The organism is Carboxylicivirga sp. M1479 (assembly GCF_007097485.1).
Taxonomy (GTDB): domain Bacteria; phylum Bacteroidota; class Bacteroidia; order Bacteroidales; family Marinilabiliaceae; genus Carboxylicivirga.
Map to the genome: position 1 here is coordinate 209,815 of NZ_VKDE01000004.1, position 18,233 is coordinate 228,047.

The window sequence follows — 18,233 nt, forward strand, 5'->3', positions numbered from 1 at the left end:
GGGTGGTTAATTAGTTTTAAAAGCAATTTGCCTGATTAAATGCCTTTCAATTGCAACATTTCTCTCACATCTGTTGGCGTTGCTATTTCGTATCCCGCATCACGTGATAGTTTAGCCGTTCGTTCAACCAGTTGTGCATTGCTATCGGCTAATACCCCTTTCGAATAGTACACGTTATCTTCAAAACCTACACGTATAAAGCCATCGCCAATGGAATAAGCACCATAATGTGCAGGTAGGCATGCGCGACCAACGCCCATTACTGTCCAGTTGGCACCTTCAGGAATGCGGCTGACTAATAGGTTTAATAATTCAATGTCGTATGGAATCGCACCTGGTACATTCATTACAAAACCATAGTGGTATGGTGGTTTTAATAAACCCTCTTTAATTAAAATATCGGCAGCTGCAACGTGTGATATGTCAAAGCACTCTAGGGTAGGACGCACATTGTATTTGATCATTTCCTTGGCAAAACGGCGCATGGTAGGTAAGGTGTTAACGATGTACTCATCGCCAAAATTGACTGTACCACAATCTAAGGATGCCATTTCTGGCTGAATGGCTTCGATGACTGCAACGCGCTCATCATCTGTCATGCCCACAGCACCACCTGTGGTGATTTCAATTACAATGTCGCAGCGCTCACGAATTAGTCGAATGGCTTCTTTAAAAACAGCAGGGTCTTGAGTAGGTCCACCATTTTCATCGCGCACATGCAAGTGCACAATTGAGGCGCCTGCTTTATAAGCATCAAAGGTAGCATCTGCTATTTCAAGAGGTGTTAAAGGTAAGTTGGGGTTGTGCTCACGAGTGGTTTCTGCTCCACACACTGCACAAGTGATTATCATTTTTTTCATTTTTTCTGTTTTTGTTGATTGTTAAGGTTTAATCGGTGAAGAAGGAGTTATCCACGGCCAATGATGACGCCCGCGGGGTCTACTTTTTCGCGCAGTATTTTTAGTTCGTGAGCACATGGCTCTGGGGTTGTTTCGTAATTATCAGGTATAATGATGTCAAACTCGGCATTCATTTTTGCATCTTCAAGTGTTTTACCTGGATGAAGAGAAAGTAACATCATGGCTTTGCTTTCTTCGTGATAGCCGTATACACCAATGTCGGTAATTACTTTGTAAGGCCCTGTGTTGGCTGGCAAGCCAGCGTCAACTCTTGAAGTGCCACCATCTAAGAATCCCGGAGTGGTGATGAAATCGACTTTGTTAGCAAATCGTTTGGGGTTTTGCGGAGTAACTACCATGGTTCTCCAGCATAATGAAGCAAGGTCGTTTGCACCGCCACTTCCCGGGAATCGAGTGCGGGGTTTGTTATAGTCATCTCCAATTAAAGTGGAGTTCAGGTTGCCATATTTATCAATTTGTGCACCGCCTAAAAAGCAATAGTCCACCACCCCAGCCTGGCATAATTCCATTATTTCGGCCATTGATGTGGCTTTTAAACCTTTGTGTGTGGTGCGTGAGTCGCCCACCGAAATTGGCATGGTTGGCAGAAGAGGAGCAATGCCGCCTGCTTCAAACATTATGGTTAGGTTGGGAGATTCGGTCATTTGAGCCAACATAGCGGCTGCCACCGGAACACCAGTACCTACCACCACCATTGCACCGTCTTCGAGGTTACGTGCTGCAATGGTAATCATTAATTCCATTGGATTATATGTTGTTTCCATCTTGTTTTGGTTTTAGAGGCTTAATACAAGTGTTCGGCTTGCATGAGTTGTTTCATTTTATTCATGCCGCCATTTTTTTCGAGGTATTCGTAAAAATCCTTCGATGAAAGAATGTGATGGCCCACAAATTCTTCGAGCTGCATCTCATCTTTTTCAGCGATTAACCAATCTTTAAGGTGTTCTTCGTCGGAGAAGTATTCGCCAGGCATATTACCAGGGTAGGAGCCATAAGGCATTTCAATAACCGCATCAACGCACCAGTATGGAATTACTGTTTTTGATGGCTCTCTTCGTATTTCTTCATTTGAGATGATCTTCTCGGTGGTAATAATCACACGCTTTGATGCTTTCGCGATATCGTCATCCGCTACCAAAATACCATCAATCTGGCAATTGCCATACACATCGGCACGGTGCACATGGATGATGGCTACATCGGGATATAATGCTGGTAACGCTGCCAGTTTTTGCTTGGTAAACGGACATTCAACTTCCATAGCAGCTGAGTGCTTAAAGGTGTCGGTTCCCAACATTACGCGCGATGGTAAATAGGGTAGTCCCATCGCTGCTGCTTTAAAGCGCCACGATAATGCACCATTTGACCATTCGGTAACTTTAACATTACCCGATTCAAACATGCGACGTGAGTTTTTCGATAAACCCCTTGCTTCTAGTCCAACAATATAGGCTGCATCGCAACGGTTAAACACTTTGCCTGCACTTAATAACTGACAATCATGCGTAGCTACGTGTCCTGCAAACCCTAGGTTTTTCTTCTCCTTGCGGATGATTTCATGAATTAGAGCTGTTGGTATACGAACACCTCCAAAACCACCTATGGCTAAATAATCTTCATCATGAATATGTGCTTCAACGGCTTCTGATACCGTTGTAAGCTTGCTTTTCATTTGCTTCTTCTTGTTGCGTAAGAAGCCTCGCATATCATCGGCATTGGGAGAAACAAATAACTCGCCGATGCCTTTATTTAGTTGTGTGCTACTCATTTTACTAGCATTTAGCTTCTAGCCTATAGCTATTAGCGATTTACATGATGTTATTATGTTGTTTCCCGAAGCTTGCGCTGAATGACGTTGATTTTTTTGCCTAAATCTGCGATATCTGCGGGAGACAATATCTATCAGTATTTTTCAGTTAGATACTGCAATGCTTCTTCAATGGCATTAACTGTGTAATCCAAGTCTTCTTGGGAGTGGCGGTGGCAGATGTAACCGTGATGATAAGGTTGCAAGAATACTTTTCTACGGATTAACTGAGTGTAGAATTCGTTACGTTTCTTTTTGTATGTGCCATCGGCATCTTTGTCAAATGTGATGAACATCATTGGGGCAATGCCGCTAATGCGTGCTCCAACAGGGTATTCTTGAAGAAGTTTTTCAATCTTGTCGTTAAACTCTTCGCCTTTAGCCCAAATTTTATCCAAAACTTTGTCGCGCTCCAATATTTCAATGGTTTTAAGTGCAGCCACATAGCTTAAGCTATTGGGGAAAAATGTTGATGAGATAAACACGTTGTGTTCGCCTTCTTTCATTATTTCAGCTTTGCCAGTAACCGCTCCAATTGGATAGCCGTTGGCCATGGCTTTGCCAAATACAGCCAAATCAGGTGTTACTTTGTATAGTTTTTGAGCACCACCGATACTAGCACGGAATCCAGTACGTATTTCATCAAAGATTAATACCACGCCGTATTGTTCACTTAGTGCTTTTACGCCTTCCAAAAAGCCTTCGTTTGGTTCTGAAATTGGAGCTGCCAGTGGGTGACCAAGTGGAGTAATGATGATAGCGGCGGTGTCATCGCCATGCTCTTTCAGTAGGTTTTCAAGCGATTCCAGGTTGTTGTATCTGAATTCGAATACATCTTCGTATAGTTTCTCTGGAATACCACCTTTTACTTCTACACACCAGTCGTGCCATCCGTGATAACCACAACGCATTACTTTGTTGCGTTTGGTGTAAGATCTGGCTAATCTAATAGCGGTGGATGTGGCGTCAGATCCTGTGCAAACAAATAAACTCATTTCAGCACATGGAATCAGTTCGTTCATTTTCTCAGCCAGCATGTTCTGGTACTTTTGAGTAAGCGAGAAACAGAATCCTTTATTTTGAATTTGCTCTATTACAGCGTTGTCCACTTCTTTTTCGCGGTTGCCTAGTATCATAGGGCCATAGGCGCATAGGTAGTCGATGTATTCGTTACCATCAATGTCGGTAACCCGTCCGCCTTGTCCTTCATCAAAATAAATAGGGAATTCTCCCTCGACAAAGTTATAGGGGCGACGAATGCCTAATACTCCACCTGGAATTAATGTTTTACCATGCTCTAATTCATTCAGGGATTTTTCTAATTGTAGCTTCTTTGCTTCCATAGCTATATAAATTTGGACTTGACTAATATGTAATTCAAGAATTAAGGTTGTGGTGTGTTGAAATAGACAAACGACAATTGCTCGACCTTAGAAATGGTCAAAAATGGGAGTTGCTAGAAGTCAGTAACTTCTATTCTTTCAAAGGTGTCGCGTATGTATTTATATGTCCAGTTCATGTGTTTAAATTAACACAAGTATTACTTAGTGTTAAATAATACACAAATATATGTAGTAAGTTAATATTACAACATGACAAAGCGCATAATTTTATAAAAACTATGCGCTTTGGTGTAATTTAAATTCGTTCTAAATGAATGGGCTTATTCGACCGGAGGTGTCCACTCTCTGATGTTAATGAGATCAGGGAAAGCTTCTGGTTTAAATACCGATTTTCCACTTAATGTTCTGAGGCACTCTTGAATTGCTTCGGGAATGCTAGGGTGTGGATAAAATATTTTCAGTACTTCCTGTAGGCTATTTCCTTGGTTGATGAGGTGGGCTACTGATACGATAAAAGCAGATGCCTGTGGGCCTGCGGCTCTCATTCCTAGGATGCGTTGTTCGTCATCGTTGCTCACTAGTATTTTTACAAAGCCGTTGGTGTTGCGCATGGCAATGGCTCTGTTAACTAGTTTGTTGGAGTAAAATGCTGCCTTGTAAGGTATCTTTTTGTTTTGTAGCATTTTTTCGTTAGCTCCAACGGCAGCTACCTCTGGTTTGAAAAACATTAAAGTACTCATGTGTGAGTAATCTAAGGGGTACTGTGGTACATCTCCAATTTTTTCTGCTGCGAGTCTGCCTTGAAATTCAGCTACGCTATAAAGTTGACTGTGTCCAGTAACGTCGCCAGCGGCATATACATGGCAGTTGCCTTTTCCATCGTGTAACAGACAATCATCTTTAATAGGTATTGTTCCGTTTTTATGAAGATCGATGTTTATCTTTTCAAGATTCAGGCCTTCGGTGTTTGGTACACGACCAATTGCAACAAGTGCCACGTCCACTTCAATTACTTTGCTATGTCCATCTTGGTAGTCTAGCACAACTTCTAGATGATCGGGATGTTTTTTAATGTGGCGCAAGGTTGCTGTGTGGTGGATGTTAACGCCATTGTTTTCGAGGTTACGCGAGACGAAACTGCTAACATCATCGTCTTCGTATGGTAAAACACGATTTGAACGATCTAATAAATGAACTTCTGTTTGTCCGAAATTTGAGAAAATGGTGGCAAACTCACAACCAATTATGCCCGATCCAATAATCAGCATCCGTTCAGGAAATTCCTTTAAATCTAATACGCCATCGGAAGTAATAATTCTTTTTCCATCAATTTGTAAGCCTTCGTAATGGCGTGGTCTTGATCCTGTAGCAATTACAAAGTTTTTACCTTTAATGGTTTTGGCGCTGTCTTGTCCTTTAATTTCTACGTGATCGTAATCTATGAAAGTAGCCCATCCATATTCAATGGTCAGTGAGCCTTTGTTGTCTTTGGCTGGTGAAAACGTTTCAATCTGGCTCAGCATCTGATATTGCTTTTCTTTTGCTGCTTGAATAACTGTTTTCTTTACCTTTTCGAAATTGACGCTGAGTGACCCGACTCTATAGCCTCGATCGACACGTGCGGCAATGGCGTAATCCATTGATAACTCATACATGGTTTTTGAAGTAAGGGCTCCATTCATGATGCCGGCACCACCTAAATGTTTTCCTTCAATAATGCATACGTTTAATCCATAATCCAATGCGCGAATGGCTGAGGAAAATCCGGCAGGTCCACTGCCTATAACTACGAGGTCGTAAATGTCTATCATTAGTTAAAATCTTATATGCATATAAAAAAAAAGAGTCCCAATTGTTTATTGGAGACTCTTCTTTCTTAAATCTTCGTTCATTAAAAAGAACTATTCATGTGGCTCATTTGGTGTAAATGTGTCCACGTGTCTGTTTATCTTTTGAGAATATAATTCGTCTATTGTTAGGATGATACCGGTTTCTTCAACGTCTCCAAAACGATCGTTTATGGCAGTTCCGAACGTTTTCATCGATGGAGAGAGATTCATGTAGGCATTTATAAGTGGCGGTATGTTTTCGCCAAACTCACGAACACGTTTTGTTAATATTTTATAGTCTTCCTGATAATTAGTTCCGCAAAATATTTCTTTTAAATCTTGCTCTGTGAGGTCTATCTCAACTGGTTTGTGTGGATAAAGTAATCGATCGGGATCATTGAAATATTTTTGCATGAATCCGAGGATTAAATCCCGTGCGTGACGATTGAAATGTGTGTACATTGTTACTTTACCGAAGAAATATTTCATTTCAGGGTGGCTAACAATGAGAGAGCCTAATCCGTCCCATAGGTTATCTAAAGCAAATAGACTCTTTGTGCCTGCTTTAGATGACTGATAGGTTGGCTGAACAAATGATCGGCCAAGTTCAATCATGTAAGGTAGGTACTCGTGAATGAATTTGTCTGAGAAACTAAAAAGGCGCGATGTGGCTAGTTTTACATTTCCCAACTGATCTACTGGAATGTCGCAACCGAGTAAGTAACGATAACCTCCTAGAATTTCTTTTTGATCAGGATCCCAAACAATAAGTTGTCTGTAAGGTACTTCTGCGGTGTCGTAATCGTCTATGTCGGTCTCTTTTCCAGTTCCTCCACCTGCCATGCGGAATGTGATTTCACGTAATCGACCAACCTCGCGCATTAAAGCAGGAGCTTGCTGAGCAGTAAAATCATATATTTTATTATCGCCTTTATTCGTATTTCGTACAAATGTCTCCTTTGTCAACTCTGCTTCCAGCTCTTCCCTTGGTACAGGAGGTATAATTTCTTTTACTCTCATTCGGTGATTTCTTTCGGTAGACTACAAATTTAATTTATTTTTGATAAGGCGTACACTTCATCTTTGATTTTTTGAGTCCATACTTTTCCGCCCTTGGTCAATTCTACGTCTGATATATTAATAGGTTTCCCAAATGTAATTGTAATTGTTTTGTTGCGTTGAAGATATAGTTCGTCTACTAAGTAAAGCATTTCAATGTTTGCTTTGATGCCTAGTTTCTTTCTCCAGTTTGCTAAATTGTAAAAACGATTGGTGTTTTGTCCCGATATATGAACTGGTACGATGTCGCGGTTGTGGTATTTTGCCTTTTTGATGAAATTCGTTTTCCATTCCAAATCTTGAATGGTGCCATCTTTTTGTTTTCTGGAAACTAAACCGGCAGGAAACATCAGTAGTTGATTGTCGCTTGCGTAGGCATTGTCAATTGCTTTGGCCGCTTCTCGACTGTGGCTACCATGCTTGTTTATTGGTAAAAAGATGTTGCTTAAGTTTTTAATATTCATCAAAATATCGTTGACAGGAAATTTCATATTTTGAAAAAACCGACCTACAGCAGCAACAAACATAACGCCATCGAGGCCTCCAAGTGGATGGTTGGCCACAAAAATGTACCGACCGGCTTTTGGTATATTCCCTTCTCCCTTTATGACGTATTTCGATTCGAAATTTGCAATAATGGCTTCTGCATATTCTGCATCGAATAAATGCACGTTGTTGGCCATAAAAGTGTTAATTTCTTCCTGATGGGTAATGCGTTTTAGGTAGTTGATCAGGAATTTTGGAATAAACCGTTTGAGTTTTGCGTTTTTCTCATTAAAAACCTTATCAATGTCGATGAATTTATCTTGTTGTATCTTCTGTTCCATGTAAAATCGTAATAGACTTCAATTTTAGGAATTATTTATGAAAAAACGTGATGAATCGCGCGTATTTATGGCTTGTTTGTAGGGGTGCTTGTGACTTTAAGCTGAGTTGAATAGGAAAAGTTATCAACAAGTGTCATAAAGTGGTTTAATGTGGTTGCATGTGGTTTTATTATTTTATATTTTTACAACAAGAAATATGCTTTTGTAATGACCACATTTATAGGCGATTTTGTTTGTAAGCCCGATGCTAAAGGGCGTGTTGTACTGCCTTCAGTCTTCAAGAAGTTGATGAGTGACGAGGGGCAGTCTGCTTTTGTGGTGCGCAAAGATTTATTTGATCACTGTCTTGTTTTGATTCCGCAAAACGAATGGCAAAAAGAAGTGAAGCTAGTAGAAGAAAAGTTGAGTGGTTTTCGTCAAAAGGATAAGCGTTTAAAACGCGCTTTGTATCGTTCAACGGCAGAAGTGAAGCTGGATGCAAATGGTCGATTTTTAGTACCAAAGCGCTTGATGGATCTGGTGGAAGTTGATGCTGAAGTTGTGTTGTTGGGGGTTGGGAATAGTATTGAATTGTGGAGTAAGGCGCACTTTGATGATGACGGATTGGATGGAGATGAGCTAGGGGAGTTGGCAGAAGAATTACTTGGTGGTAACTTTGCCGACGAGAAAGAAAATTAAAAGTTATGGAACAAGGGTATCATGTACCAGTTTTGCTTAAGGAATCGGTTGATGGATTGAATATTCATCCGGGTGGAATATACGTGGATTTAACATTTGGAGGTGGAGGTCATTCCCGTGAAATATTAAGTCGTTTAGGTGAGGATGGAAAGCTGGTTGTGTTTGATCAGGATGAAGATGCTTATAAGAATAGGCCACAGGACGATCGCCTGTTGTTTGTAAGGCATAACTTTCAATACTTGTCACATTTTTTACGTTACATGGGTATTGAAAAAGTAGATGGAATACTTGGTGATTTAGGAGTGTCATCGCATCACTTTGATGCAGCAGAGCGTGGTTTTTCATTTCGTTTTGAGGGGAAGTTAGATATGCGCATGGGGCAGGGTTTAAAAATGACAGCTGCCGATGTTGTAAATTCTTATAGTTTGGAGGATATGAAGCGAATTTTTTGGCAGTACGGCGAAATAAAGTCTTCGTATAAATTATCCAGTGAAATAATAAATCAGCGATCGAATAAACCTTTTGAAACAACAACGGATTTAAAAACTTTGGCTGAGAAGATTGGTCCTAAAAAAGAACAGTCTAAATTTTTAGCTCAAGTATTTCAGGCCTTAAGAATAGAAGTTAACAAAGAAATGGATGTGCTTAAGTCGGTTCTGATGCAAAGTACAGATGTTATCAAAAAAGGCGGACGTCTATCTGTTATATCATACCATAGTTTGGAAGATCGATTGGTGAAGAACTTTGTGCGTTCGGGTGATTGTGATAAAACCCAAGCCGATAAAGATTTGTATGGGCAATCAAATGTGCCATTTAAGGCAACGCATCGTAAAATAATCATTCCTAACGAAGAAGAGATAGCACGTAATAATCGTGCGCGTAGTGCTAAACTTAGAATTGCTGAGCGGGTATGAAGTGGCGGATGAATAAAATACCAGACTTCATTCTGTCAAAAGAAGATGTAGATGAGCTGAAAAACATCTCCTTGCGAGATGTTATTAATGGTCGATTATTTACACGCTCACTAATTGCCAATCAACTGCCTTTTGCATTGTTTTTGGCTTTTTTTGCTTTTATGTATATCGGTAATCATTACCGTATGGAGGAGCAAATGCGCGAGATTGCAGTTTTGAATAGAGAGCTAAAATCACTCCGATATGAGGCCATTACAACATCGTCTGAATTGATGTTTATGAGTAAGCAAAGCGAAGTGTTGAAAAAGATACGAAACAAGAATCTTAAATTGGAGGAATTGCGAGAGCCTCCGCGTCATTTAAAAGTGAAGTATTAAAAATGCAAATAAAGAAAAGCATCATATTAAGGTTTGGTTTCTTATACCTGGGGGTTGCAGTTTTGGCTGTGGCTATTTTAGGTAAGGCACTATATCTTCGTGTGGTTGAGGGTGATAGGTGGGAAGAGGTAGTTGAGGAGCATAACAATAAAGATATTGTTATTGATGCCAATAGGGGGGATATACTGGCTACCGACTTTCGTAAGCTAGCTTGTTCGGTACCTACTTATCGAATTCATATGGATATGCGAGCTCATGGTTTAATCGATGAGGTGTTTAATGCTAATGTTGATAGTTTATCTTATTTGTTGTCGCGCTTTTATGGCGATCGTTCAGAACGTACTTTTAGAAGTGGTTTGAAAAAAGCCAGAGCAGATGGTAAGCGTTATTATATGGTTCATCCACGTCGTATTTCTTTTACCGACTTAAAAAAGCTAAAGCAGTTTCCTTTGTTTCGTTTAGGTGCTAATAAAGGTGGTTTTATTCCGAAGAAATATGAAAACAGGAAATTGCCATTTGGCGAGTTGGCGGCCCGAACTGTTGGGAGTTTATATGCTGAAAAAGATTTAGGCGGTCGTTTTGGTTTGGAAATGGCTTATAACAACAGCTTGAAAGGTTTGGCTGGTATCAGCACTCGCACTAGGGTGAGTGGTAATTGGGTGGTTGAAGAACAGATAGAGCCAATTGATGGTCTTGATATTGTAACAACAATAGATATTGGTTTGCAGGATGTTGCTGAAAGCGCACTTCTTCATCAATTAAAACAATATCAAGCTGATCATGGATGTGCGGTATTGATGGAAGTGGCTACAGGCAAAATCCGAGCCATTGCTAATTTAGGAAGAACGCCATCGGGTAAATACATTGAAAAATATAATTATGCCATTGGAGAGGCAACAGAGCCTGGTTCAACATTTAAATTGGCTTCCTTAATTGTTGCTCTTGAAGATGGTGTTGTTCAATTATCAGATAGTATCGAAACGGGTAAGGGCTTTTGTTATTTTCACGACCGAAAGATGACAGATAGTCATCCGGGTGGGTATGGTACTCTGTCTGTTAGAGAGGTGTTTGAGAAGTCCTCAAACATTGGGATATCTAAAATAATATTTGATAATTATCGAGATGATGCTCGTCGTTATGTCAATCGTTTATATGATATGAACCTAAAAGATCCTTTGGGTATTGAAATCAAGGGTGAGGGCATGCCGATGATTAAATACCCTGGAGAGAAAACCTGGTCGGGAGTAACATTGCCTTGGATGTCCATTGGGTATGAATTACAGCAAACGCCATTGCAGATTTTATCTTTCTATAATGCCATCGCCAATAATGGTAAAATGGTTACGCCAATGTTTGTCGAAGCTATTCAGCATCATGGCGAAGTGATTGAGGAAAAACAGACCGAAGTTATTAACCCATCTATTTGTTCCTTGGAAACAATCGAAAAAGTACATGAACTTTTGGTTGGTGTAGTGGAGAATGGAACTGCGCGAAATATAAGAAGTAAACGTTATCAAATAGCGGGTAAAACGGGAACGGCTCAGATTGCAAAAGGAACAACAGGGTACAAAGGAGAGGGTGGAAAGAAACACCAGGCTTCTTTTGTAGGTTATTTTCCTGCTGATCGTCCCATGTATTCGTGTATTGTGGTTGTGAATGAGCCAACTAAAAAGGGTTATTACGGAAATGTGGTTGCAGGATCGGTATTTAAAGAGATTTCAGATCGGGTATATGCCCAAAGTTTTGAGCATGACGATGTAAAAACGGAATATGAAGTTGAGTTGGGTAAGCACCAACCTTATTCAAAAGGAGGAAAAAAGGAAGAGTTATTGGCTGTGTTGGATGAAGTAGGTGTGATGGTGCAAGGGCAGGAAGTGGAGGCGGAATGGATCTCAACTTCAGCACGTGAACATGATATTAGTTTAAAAAGTAAAAGCTTTCCAAGCGGAATTGTACCAAATGTTAAAGGAATGGGCGCTAAGGATGCTGTTTCCATTCTTGAGAATATGGGTTTGAAGGTGATAATTAATGGAGTTGGTCGGGTAAAACAGCAATCGATGACGGCTGGTCAGAATTACCGTAAAGGATCAACCATTTATTTAAAAATGAGTTAGAGAATGATGTTACTTTCTGATATATTAAAAGATATTAAGCTTAAAGATCGTGTTACTCATGACGATTATGAGATTAAGGATATTGTTTTTGATTCGCGAAAAGCTAGTGTCGATACCATTTTTGTAGCAACGCGTGGTACGGTGGTCGATGCTCATCGCTTTATACCCCAAGTGATCGAAGCGGGTTGCCGGGTTATAGTGTGTGAGGAAATGCCAGAATGTGAGGCTGATGGTGTTGTGTTGGTACAGGTAGAAAGCAGCTTAGAAGCTTTAGGGCAAATGGCTGCTTCTTTTTATGGTCATCCATCAAAACAGCTTAAGTTAGTAGGTGTTACGGGCACTAATGGTAAAACAACAACAGCTACGCTATTATACAATTTGGTAATGAACCTGGGTTATAAAGCGGGTTTGTTTTCAACTGTTGCTAATTATATTGGAAAAACAAAGCTTGATGCTACGCACACAACTCCCGATGCAGTTACCTTAAATAAGGTAATGGCAGAGATGGTAGAAGCGGGGTGTGAGTATTGTTTTATGGAGGTTAGTTCTCATGCCTTGGTTCAGCAACGAACTGCGGGCCTTGTTTTTGAGGGTGGATTATTTACGAATATTACACACGATCACTTAGATTACCATAAAACATTTAAGGCATACATCAATGCTAAAAAATCATTCTTCGATGGTTTGGGTAAGTCATCCTTTGCTTTAACCAATGCTGATGATAAGAATGGTATGGTGATGTTGCAAAACTGTAAGGCCAAACAATTTACCTATTCTTTACGCAGTATGGGCACTTTCAAAGGCAGGATAATTGAAAGTATGTTCGAAGGTATGCAGCTTGAGGTTGATGGGCAGGAAGTTTGGACTCAATTTGTTGGTGATTTTAATGCACAGAATTTATTGACGGTATACGGAGCGGCTTGTTTGCTTGGTTTTGAAAAGGCTGAGGTGCAAGTGGCAATTAGTCAGTTAAAGCCAGTTGATGGACGATTCGAAATAATCCGTTCAAAAAGTGGGAAGACAGCAATTGTAGATTACGCCCATACCCCAGATGCATTAAAGAATGTGATAGAAACCATAAATCTTGTACGTCAATCGAAAGAACAGTTGATAACTGTTGTGGGTGCAGGTGGTGATCGCGATCCCCTCAAGCGACCAGAAATGGCTAAACAGGCTGTTACAGGTAGTTCAAAAGTCATTCTTACATCTGATAATCCCCGAAGTGAGGATCCTGAAGAAATTATAAAGCAAATGATGGAGGGTGTTGCTTTTAAGGAGCGCATCAAGGTTTTGTCAATTGTTAATAGGCGTGAAGCAATACGTACTGCTTGTATGGTAGCTGCACAAGGCGATGTGATTTTAATTGCTGGAAAGGGTCATGAAACTTATCAGGAGGTAAGGGGTGAAAGGCATCATTTTGATGATAAAGAAATTGTAAACGAAGTATTTAACGAAGAATAAGATCCCAATTATGTTGTACTACTTATTTGAGTATTTAGAATCTATGAATTTGCCTGGAGCGGGTATGTTTCAGTATATCACTTTTAGGGCTGGTTTATCTGTTATTTTGGCTTTGATTACAGCAACTGTTTTTGGCAAAATGGCAATAAATATGCTTCAAAAACAACAGATTGGTGAGGTGGTTCGCGATCTTGGTTTGGAAGGACAATATGCCAAAAAAGGTACGCCAACTATGGGAGGTGTCATAATTATTGCGTCCATATTATTGCCAGTACTCTTGTTAACCAAACTTGATAATATCTACATCATCTTAATGATAGTTTCAACCTTATGGTTGGGTGTAATTGGTTTTGTTGATGATTATATTAAAGTCTTCAAAAAGGATAAGGAAGGTTTGGCAGGTCGGTTTAAAGTGGCTGGACAGGTTGGCTTAGGATTAATTGTAGCCATAACTTTGTTTTCAAGTGGGGATGTTGTTGTGAGGGAAAAGTTGCAGGGCGAAACTGTTGTTGTGCAGCTCGAAGATGGATCGCAAGTAGAAAGGGTTGCAGCACAAGAGGTCAAGTCAACAGTCACAAATGTTCCATTCTTAAAAAATCATCGTTTTGATTATTCTTCTGTCCTTTGGTTTTTAGGCGATCAGGCTCAAAAGTGGGGATGGTTGATTTTCGCCGTGGCTGTTATTTTTATCATTACGGCAGTATCGAACGGTGCTAATATTACCGATGGACTAGATGGCTTGGCTACTGGAACTTCGGCAATTATAGGGGTGACCTTAGGTATTTTTGCCTATTTATCTAGTAATGTTATTTATGCCGATTATTTGAATATAATGTATATCCCACACTCTCAGGAGTTGGTGGTTTTTATGGCTGCTTTTATTGGGGCAACGGTTGGTTTCTTATGGTATAATTCTTTTCCAGCTCAGGTTTTTATGGGCGATACAGGTAGTTTAACCCTTGGAGGTATTATTGCTGTATTTGCTATTTTGCTTCGTATCGAATTGTTGATTCCAATTTTGTGCGGTGTGTTTTTAGTTGAGAACTTATCCGTGATGATTCAAGTGTCGTGGTTTAAGTATACAAAAAGGAAATATGGTGAGGGGCGACGTGTGTTTAAAATGGCACCACTTCATCATCATTATCAAAAGATTGGATACCCAGAGTCTAAAATTGTCACTCGATTTTGGATCATCGGTATTATTTTGGCTGTTTTAACAATAGTAACCTTAAAAGTTCGCTAAAGAAATGCAAAAACTAGTTGTATTAGGAGCAGGAGAGAGTGGTGTTGGTGCAGCTTTGTTGGCCAATCAGCAAGGCTGGGATGTGTTCGTGTCTGATAGTGGTGTTGTAGCAGAGCATTATCAGCAAGAGCTCGACGAGGCTGGAATTATGTGGGAGCAAGGCTTACACACCCTTGATCTGATATTTGCAGCCAACGAAGTTGTTAAGAGCCCTGGAATACCTGATAATATCCCAATGGTACAACAGTTGCATGCTCGTAAAATACCTGTTATTTCAGAAATTGAGTTTGCAGGTAGGTTTACTGAATCTAAGTTGATTTGTATAACTGGCAGTAATGGAAAAACGACAACAACCATGTTGATTCATTATCTGCTAATGCATTCTGGTGTTAATGTTGAAATGGCTGGTAATGTAGGTACTAGTTTGGCTCGTCAGATTGCCGAAGGGAAAACGCCTGAGTGGTTTGTAATTGAGTTGAGTAGTTTTCAGTTGGATGGAATGTATGATTTTAAAGCTGATGTGGCTGTTTTATTAAACATCACACCTGATCATTTAGATCGCTACGATTATGATATGCAAAATTACATCGATAGTAAATTTCGCATCGTTCAGAATCAAACCGAAGAAGATGTATTTATTTATTGTCAGGATGATGAGGTAATCTGTACTGAGTTGCCAAAGCGAATCTTTAAATCTGAATTATTGCCATTTACTCAAACAGATATACTTAAGCAAGGGGCTTATTCTACTATTGATGAGTTAATTATTAATTATAACGATGAGACGATGAGTATATTCTCTAATGAGTTGTCGTTGAAAGGACGTCACAATTTATATAATTCGATGGCTGCAGGTATTGTTGCTAAGGTGTTGAATATTAGAAAGAAGCTTATTCGTGAGAGTCTCTTAAGTTTTAAAGGTGTGGCTCATCGTCTTGAGAAAGTATCATCGGTAAGAGGAATTGAGTTCGTAAATGATTCCAAAGCAACCAATATCAATGCGACTTGGTATGCACTTGAGTGTATGCAAAAGCCTGTTGTGTGGATTGTTGGAGGTGTTGATAAAGGCAATGATTATAACGAGTTGATGCCTTTGGTTGAAAAGAAAGTTAAAACGCTCATTTGTTTGGGTGTCGACAATGATAAGCTTAAACAAGCATTTCAAGGCAAAGTAAAAGATATTGTTGAGGTACAATCAATGGAAGATGCTGTTGGAAATGCCTATAAAAAGGGAACAAAGGGCGATGTTGTTTTGCTGTCGCCCGCCTGTGCTAGCTTCGATTTATTTGATAATTACATGCAAAGAGGAGATTTGTTCAAAGAATGCGTGCGAAACCTATAGAGTAGATTTGGGCTGTTGAATTAAGAGGTAGATAATGAACGATTTATTAAAAAAATACATCAAGGGAGATCGGATAATATGGTATGTAATTATCTTATTGTCTGTATTTTCTTGTTTGGTGGTTTATAGTGCAACAGGTAACTTGGCTTATAAACATCAAGATGGTAATGCTGTATATTATTTATTCAGGCATGCGAAGTTTTTGCTAGTCGGCATTGGTATTATTATCGCTGTTCATCATGTTAATTATAAGTGGTTTGCCAGGTTTGCTACTATTTTTCTTTATATATCTATCGTTCTTTTGGCTATTACCGCCGTTTCTGGAGTTAGTCTTAATCAGGCCAGTCGATGGTTGACCGTGCCAGTTGTTGGTATTTCGTTTCAGCCATCAGAAATTGCAAAGTTGGCTTTGATGATGTATATCGCCAAGGTGTTAGCACAGTATCAGGGCAATGATAGGACTGCTGATGAGGCTTTTAAGCCAATTATGATTCATGTTGGAATTGTTTGTGCATTAATATTTAAAGATGACTTTTCAACTGCTGCATTAATTGGGTTTACAAGTTGGGTGGTAATGATGATTGGCAGGGTGTCAATGAAATATCTTATGGGTACTGTAGCGGCTGTTTTGATCTTTGTTTTTGTAATCATCTTTTTATCGGAATATGTGCCATTTTTACACCGTGCAAGTACCTGGAAAGCGCGAATAGAACGATTTGTTGGAGACGATGAAGTGAATCAGGAAAAAGGAAGTTCGGCAGACTACCAATCCGAGCGATCGCAAATGGCCATTGCAACAAGTGGTGTTTTCTGGGGTAAAGGGCCAGGAAATAGTCAACAACGATATTTCTTGCCTCATCCATATAGTGATTTTGTTTATGCGATTATTATCGAGGAATGGGGTATTTTATTAGGAGGCTTTTTAATTATGTTCGCTTATCTAATATTACTCTTTAGGGCTGGTGTTATTGTGAGGGCGTGTAGTCGAACGTTTCCCGCCTTTCTGGTGGTAGGCTTGTCTACCTTGTTGGTCATTCAGGCCTTTATAAATATGGGAGTGGCGGTAGGCGTTATGCCAGTAACGGGTCAGCCTTTGCCATTGGTTAGTATGGGGGGTACTTCTACCTTATTTACTTGCTTGGCTTTGGGTGCTATTTTAAGCGTAAGTCGCAATAATATTGAAGAATCGGAGTTAGCTGCACAAGAAGAAAAAGAAAATTATGAGTCCAATTAAAGTAATAGTTAGTGGAGGTGGTACTGGAGGCCATATTTTTCCAGCTATATCTATCGCTAATTCACTAAAAGAATTAGAGCCGAGTGCGCAAATACTTTTTGTAGGTGCAGAGGGGAAAATGGAGATGGACAAAGTACCCGCAGCGGGTTATGATATTGTTGGGCTGCCAGTGGCTGGCTTTCATCGAAAGTTGACGCTTAGGAATTTGGCTTTTCCTTTTAAGTTAATCAGGAGTATGCTAAAGGCTCGTAGGGTTATTAAGGACTTTAAGCCTGATGTGGCTGTTGGTGTTGGAGGATATGCGAGCGGTCCTGTGCTTCGCATTGCGTCGCAATCGGGTATACCAAGCTTGCTACAAGAGCAAAATTCCTATCCAGGTGTAACCAACAAGATATTGGCGAAAAAAGCTGCAAAAATATGTGTGGCATACGATGGGATGGAACGTTTTTTCGCAAAGGATAAAATATTGGTAACAGGTAATCCTGTTCGAAAAGATTTGATTAATACAATTAGTAAGGATGAGGCTCTCGATTTTTGGGAACTGGATGCTAACAAGAAAACTGTTCTTGTTATTGGTGGAAGTTTGGGTGCGCGTTCCATTAATAATGGTTTGATTAATACCATTGCTAATTTACCAAGTGATATACAGTTGATATGGCAAACTGGTAAGTTTTATTTTGATGAGATGAAGTCAAAGTTGCCAGTAGAGTTGAAAGATAGAGTGATTGTAACTGATTTTATTGGTCGAATGGATATGGCTTTTGCTGCGGCCGATATGGTGGTGTCGCGCGCAGGAGCGAGTTCAATTTCTGAATTAGCTATTATTGGCAAGCCCACTATTTTTGTGCCTTCGCCCAATGTTTCAGAAGATCATCAAACAAAAAATGCCATGGCTCTTGTGGATAAGGAAGCTGCCATTTTGATTAAGGATGCAATGGTTGATTCTCTTATTTCTGAAATGGAGTGTTTATTGGCTGATCAGGATAAACTAACAATATTGTCGCAAAATATTAAGCAATTCGCAAAGCAGGATGCTGCAAAGGTGATTGCTTCTGAAGTGTTGAAATTGGCTCAAAATAAATAGT

Annotated in this window: 16 protein-coding genes; 9 read left to right on the forward strand and 7 right to left on the reverse strand. The window is 39.8% G+C overall.

Annotated features, from left to right (window positions below):
- Window positions 1–35: 35 nt before the first annotated feature.
- The 7 genes from FNN09_RS04340 to FNN09_RS04370 all read right to left on the reverse strand — a co-directional run bounded on the left by FNN09_RS04340 (window position 36) and on the right by FNN09_RS04370 (window position 7,785).
- Window positions 36–860, reverse strand: a complete 825-nt coding sequence (locus FNN09_RS04340) for a 3-keto-5-aminohexanoate cleavage protein (protein ID WP_143300257.1) — start codon at window positions 858–860, stop codon at window positions 36–38.
- Window positions 861–907: 47 nt separating this feature from the next.
- A complete protein-coding gene (locus FNN09_RS04345) occupies window positions 908–1,684 on the reverse strand; it encodes a CoA-transferase subunit beta (RefSeq protein ID WP_143300258.1) in 777 nt (258 codons plus the stop codon).
- A gap of 20 nt (window positions 1,685–1,704) precedes the next feature.
- Window positions 1,705–2,688 (reverse strand): CoA transferase subunit A, encoded by a 984-nt coding sequence (locus FNN09_RS04350; protein WP_143300259.1) that lies wholly within the window; start codon window positions 2,686–2,688, stop codon window positions 1,705–1,707.
- 134 nt (window positions 2,689–2,822) lie between these two features.
- Window positions 2,823–4,070 (reverse strand): aspartate aminotransferase family protein, encoded by a 1,248-nt coding sequence (locus FNN09_RS04355; RefSeq protein ID WP_143300260.1) that lies wholly within the window; start codon window positions 4,068–4,070, stop codon window positions 2,823–2,825.
- Between the two features lie 320 nt (window positions 4,071–4,390).
- Complete coding sequence (locus tag FNN09_RS04360) at window positions 4,391–5,881, reverse strand: NAD(P)/FAD-dependent oxidoreductase (RefSeq protein WP_143300261.1); 1,491 nt, start codon at window positions 5,879–5,881, stop codon at window positions 4,391–4,393.
- Between the two features lie 90 nt (window positions 5,882–5,971).
- Window positions 5,972–6,919, reverse strand: a complete 948-nt coding sequence (locus FNN09_RS04365; protein WP_143300262.1) for a GNAT family N-acetyltransferase — start codon at window positions 6,917–6,919, stop codon at window positions 5,972–5,974.
- 29 nt (window positions 6,920–6,948) lie between these two features.
- Entirely contained in the window at window positions 6,949–7,785 is an 837-nt protein-coding gene (locus FNN09_RS04370; RefSeq protein WP_143300263.1) for a 1-acyl-sn-glycerol-3-phosphate acyltransferase, read from the reverse strand.
- 207 nt (window positions 7,786–7,992) lie between these two features.
- Between FNN09_RS04370 and FNN09_RS04375 the strand changes: the two genes are divergently transcribed.
- Genes FNN09_RS04375 through murG form a run of 9 tightly spaced genes read left to right on the forward strand, consistent with a single transcriptional unit; the run spans window position 7,993 to window position 18,232 of the window.
- Window positions 7,993–8,463: a division/cell wall cluster transcriptional repressor MraZ gene (locus FNN09_RS04375; protein WP_143300264.1), complete on the forward strand. Its 471-nt coding sequence runs from the start codon at window positions 7,993–7,995 to the stop codon at window positions 8,461–8,463.
- Window positions 8,464–8,468: 5 nt separating this feature from the next.
- Complete coding sequence (gene rsmH / locus FNN09_RS04380; protein ID WP_143300265.1) at window positions 8,469–9,377, forward strand: 16S rRNA (cytosine(1402)-N(4))-methyltransferase RsmH; 909 nt, start codon at window positions 8,469–8,471, stop codon at window positions 9,375–9,377.
- An 8-nt stretch (window positions 9,378–9,385) separates the two neighbouring features.
- Window positions 9,386–9,754 carry an FtsL-like putative cell division protein gene (locus FNN09_RS04385; protein WP_143300266.1) on the forward strand — a complete coding sequence of 123 codons (369 nt, stop codon included), beginning with the start codon at window positions 9,386–9,388 and terminating at the stop codon, window positions 9,752–9,754.
- A gap of 2 nt (window positions 9,755–9,756) precedes the next feature.
- Complete coding sequence (locus tag FNN09_RS04390) at window positions 9,757–11,868, forward strand: penicillin-binding protein (protein ID WP_143300267.1); 2,112 nt, start codon at window positions 9,757–9,759, stop codon at window positions 11,866–11,868.
- Window positions 11,869–11,871: 3 nt separating this feature from the next.
- Window positions 11,872–13,329 carry a UDP-N-acetylmuramoyl-L-alanyl-D-glutamate--2,6-diaminopimelate ligase gene (locus FNN09_RS04395; protein ID WP_221932415.1) on the forward strand — a complete coding sequence of 486 codons (1,458 nt, stop codon included), beginning with the start codon at window positions 11,872–11,874 and terminating at the stop codon, window positions 13,327–13,329.
- 10 nt (window positions 13,330–13,339) lie between these two features.
- Window positions 13,340–14,572, forward strand: coding sequence for a phospho-N-acetylmuramoyl-pentapeptide-transferase (mraY, locus tag FNN09_RS04400; protein ID WP_143300268.1), 1,233 nt, complete (start codon window positions 13,340–13,342; stop codon window positions 14,570–14,572).
- Window positions 14,573–14,576: 4 nt separating this feature from the next.
- Complete coding sequence (gene murD / locus FNN09_RS04405; protein ID WP_143300269.1) at window positions 14,577–15,914, forward strand: UDP-N-acetylmuramoyl-L-alanine--D-glutamate ligase; 1,338 nt, start codon at window positions 14,577–14,579, stop codon at window positions 15,912–15,914.
- A gap of 34 nt (window positions 15,915–15,948) precedes the next feature.
- Window positions 15,949–17,148, forward strand: coding sequence for an FtsW/RodA/SpoVE family cell cycle protein (locus FNN09_RS04410; RefSeq protein ID WP_143300270.1), 1,200 nt, complete (start codon window positions 15,949–15,951; stop codon window positions 17,146–17,148).
- The gene (gene murG, locus FNN09_RS04415; RefSeq protein ID WP_143300271.1) at window positions 17,135–18,232 is read left to right on the forward strand and encodes an undecaprenyldiphospho-muramoylpentapeptide beta-N-acetylglucosaminyltransferase; all 1,098 of its coding nucleotides are present in this window, start codon (window positions 17,135–17,137) and stop codon (window positions 18,230–18,232) included. The genes FNN09_RS04410 and murG overlap by 14 nt, the downstream gene beginning before the upstream one ends.
- Window position 18,233 lies beyond the last annotated feature (1 nt).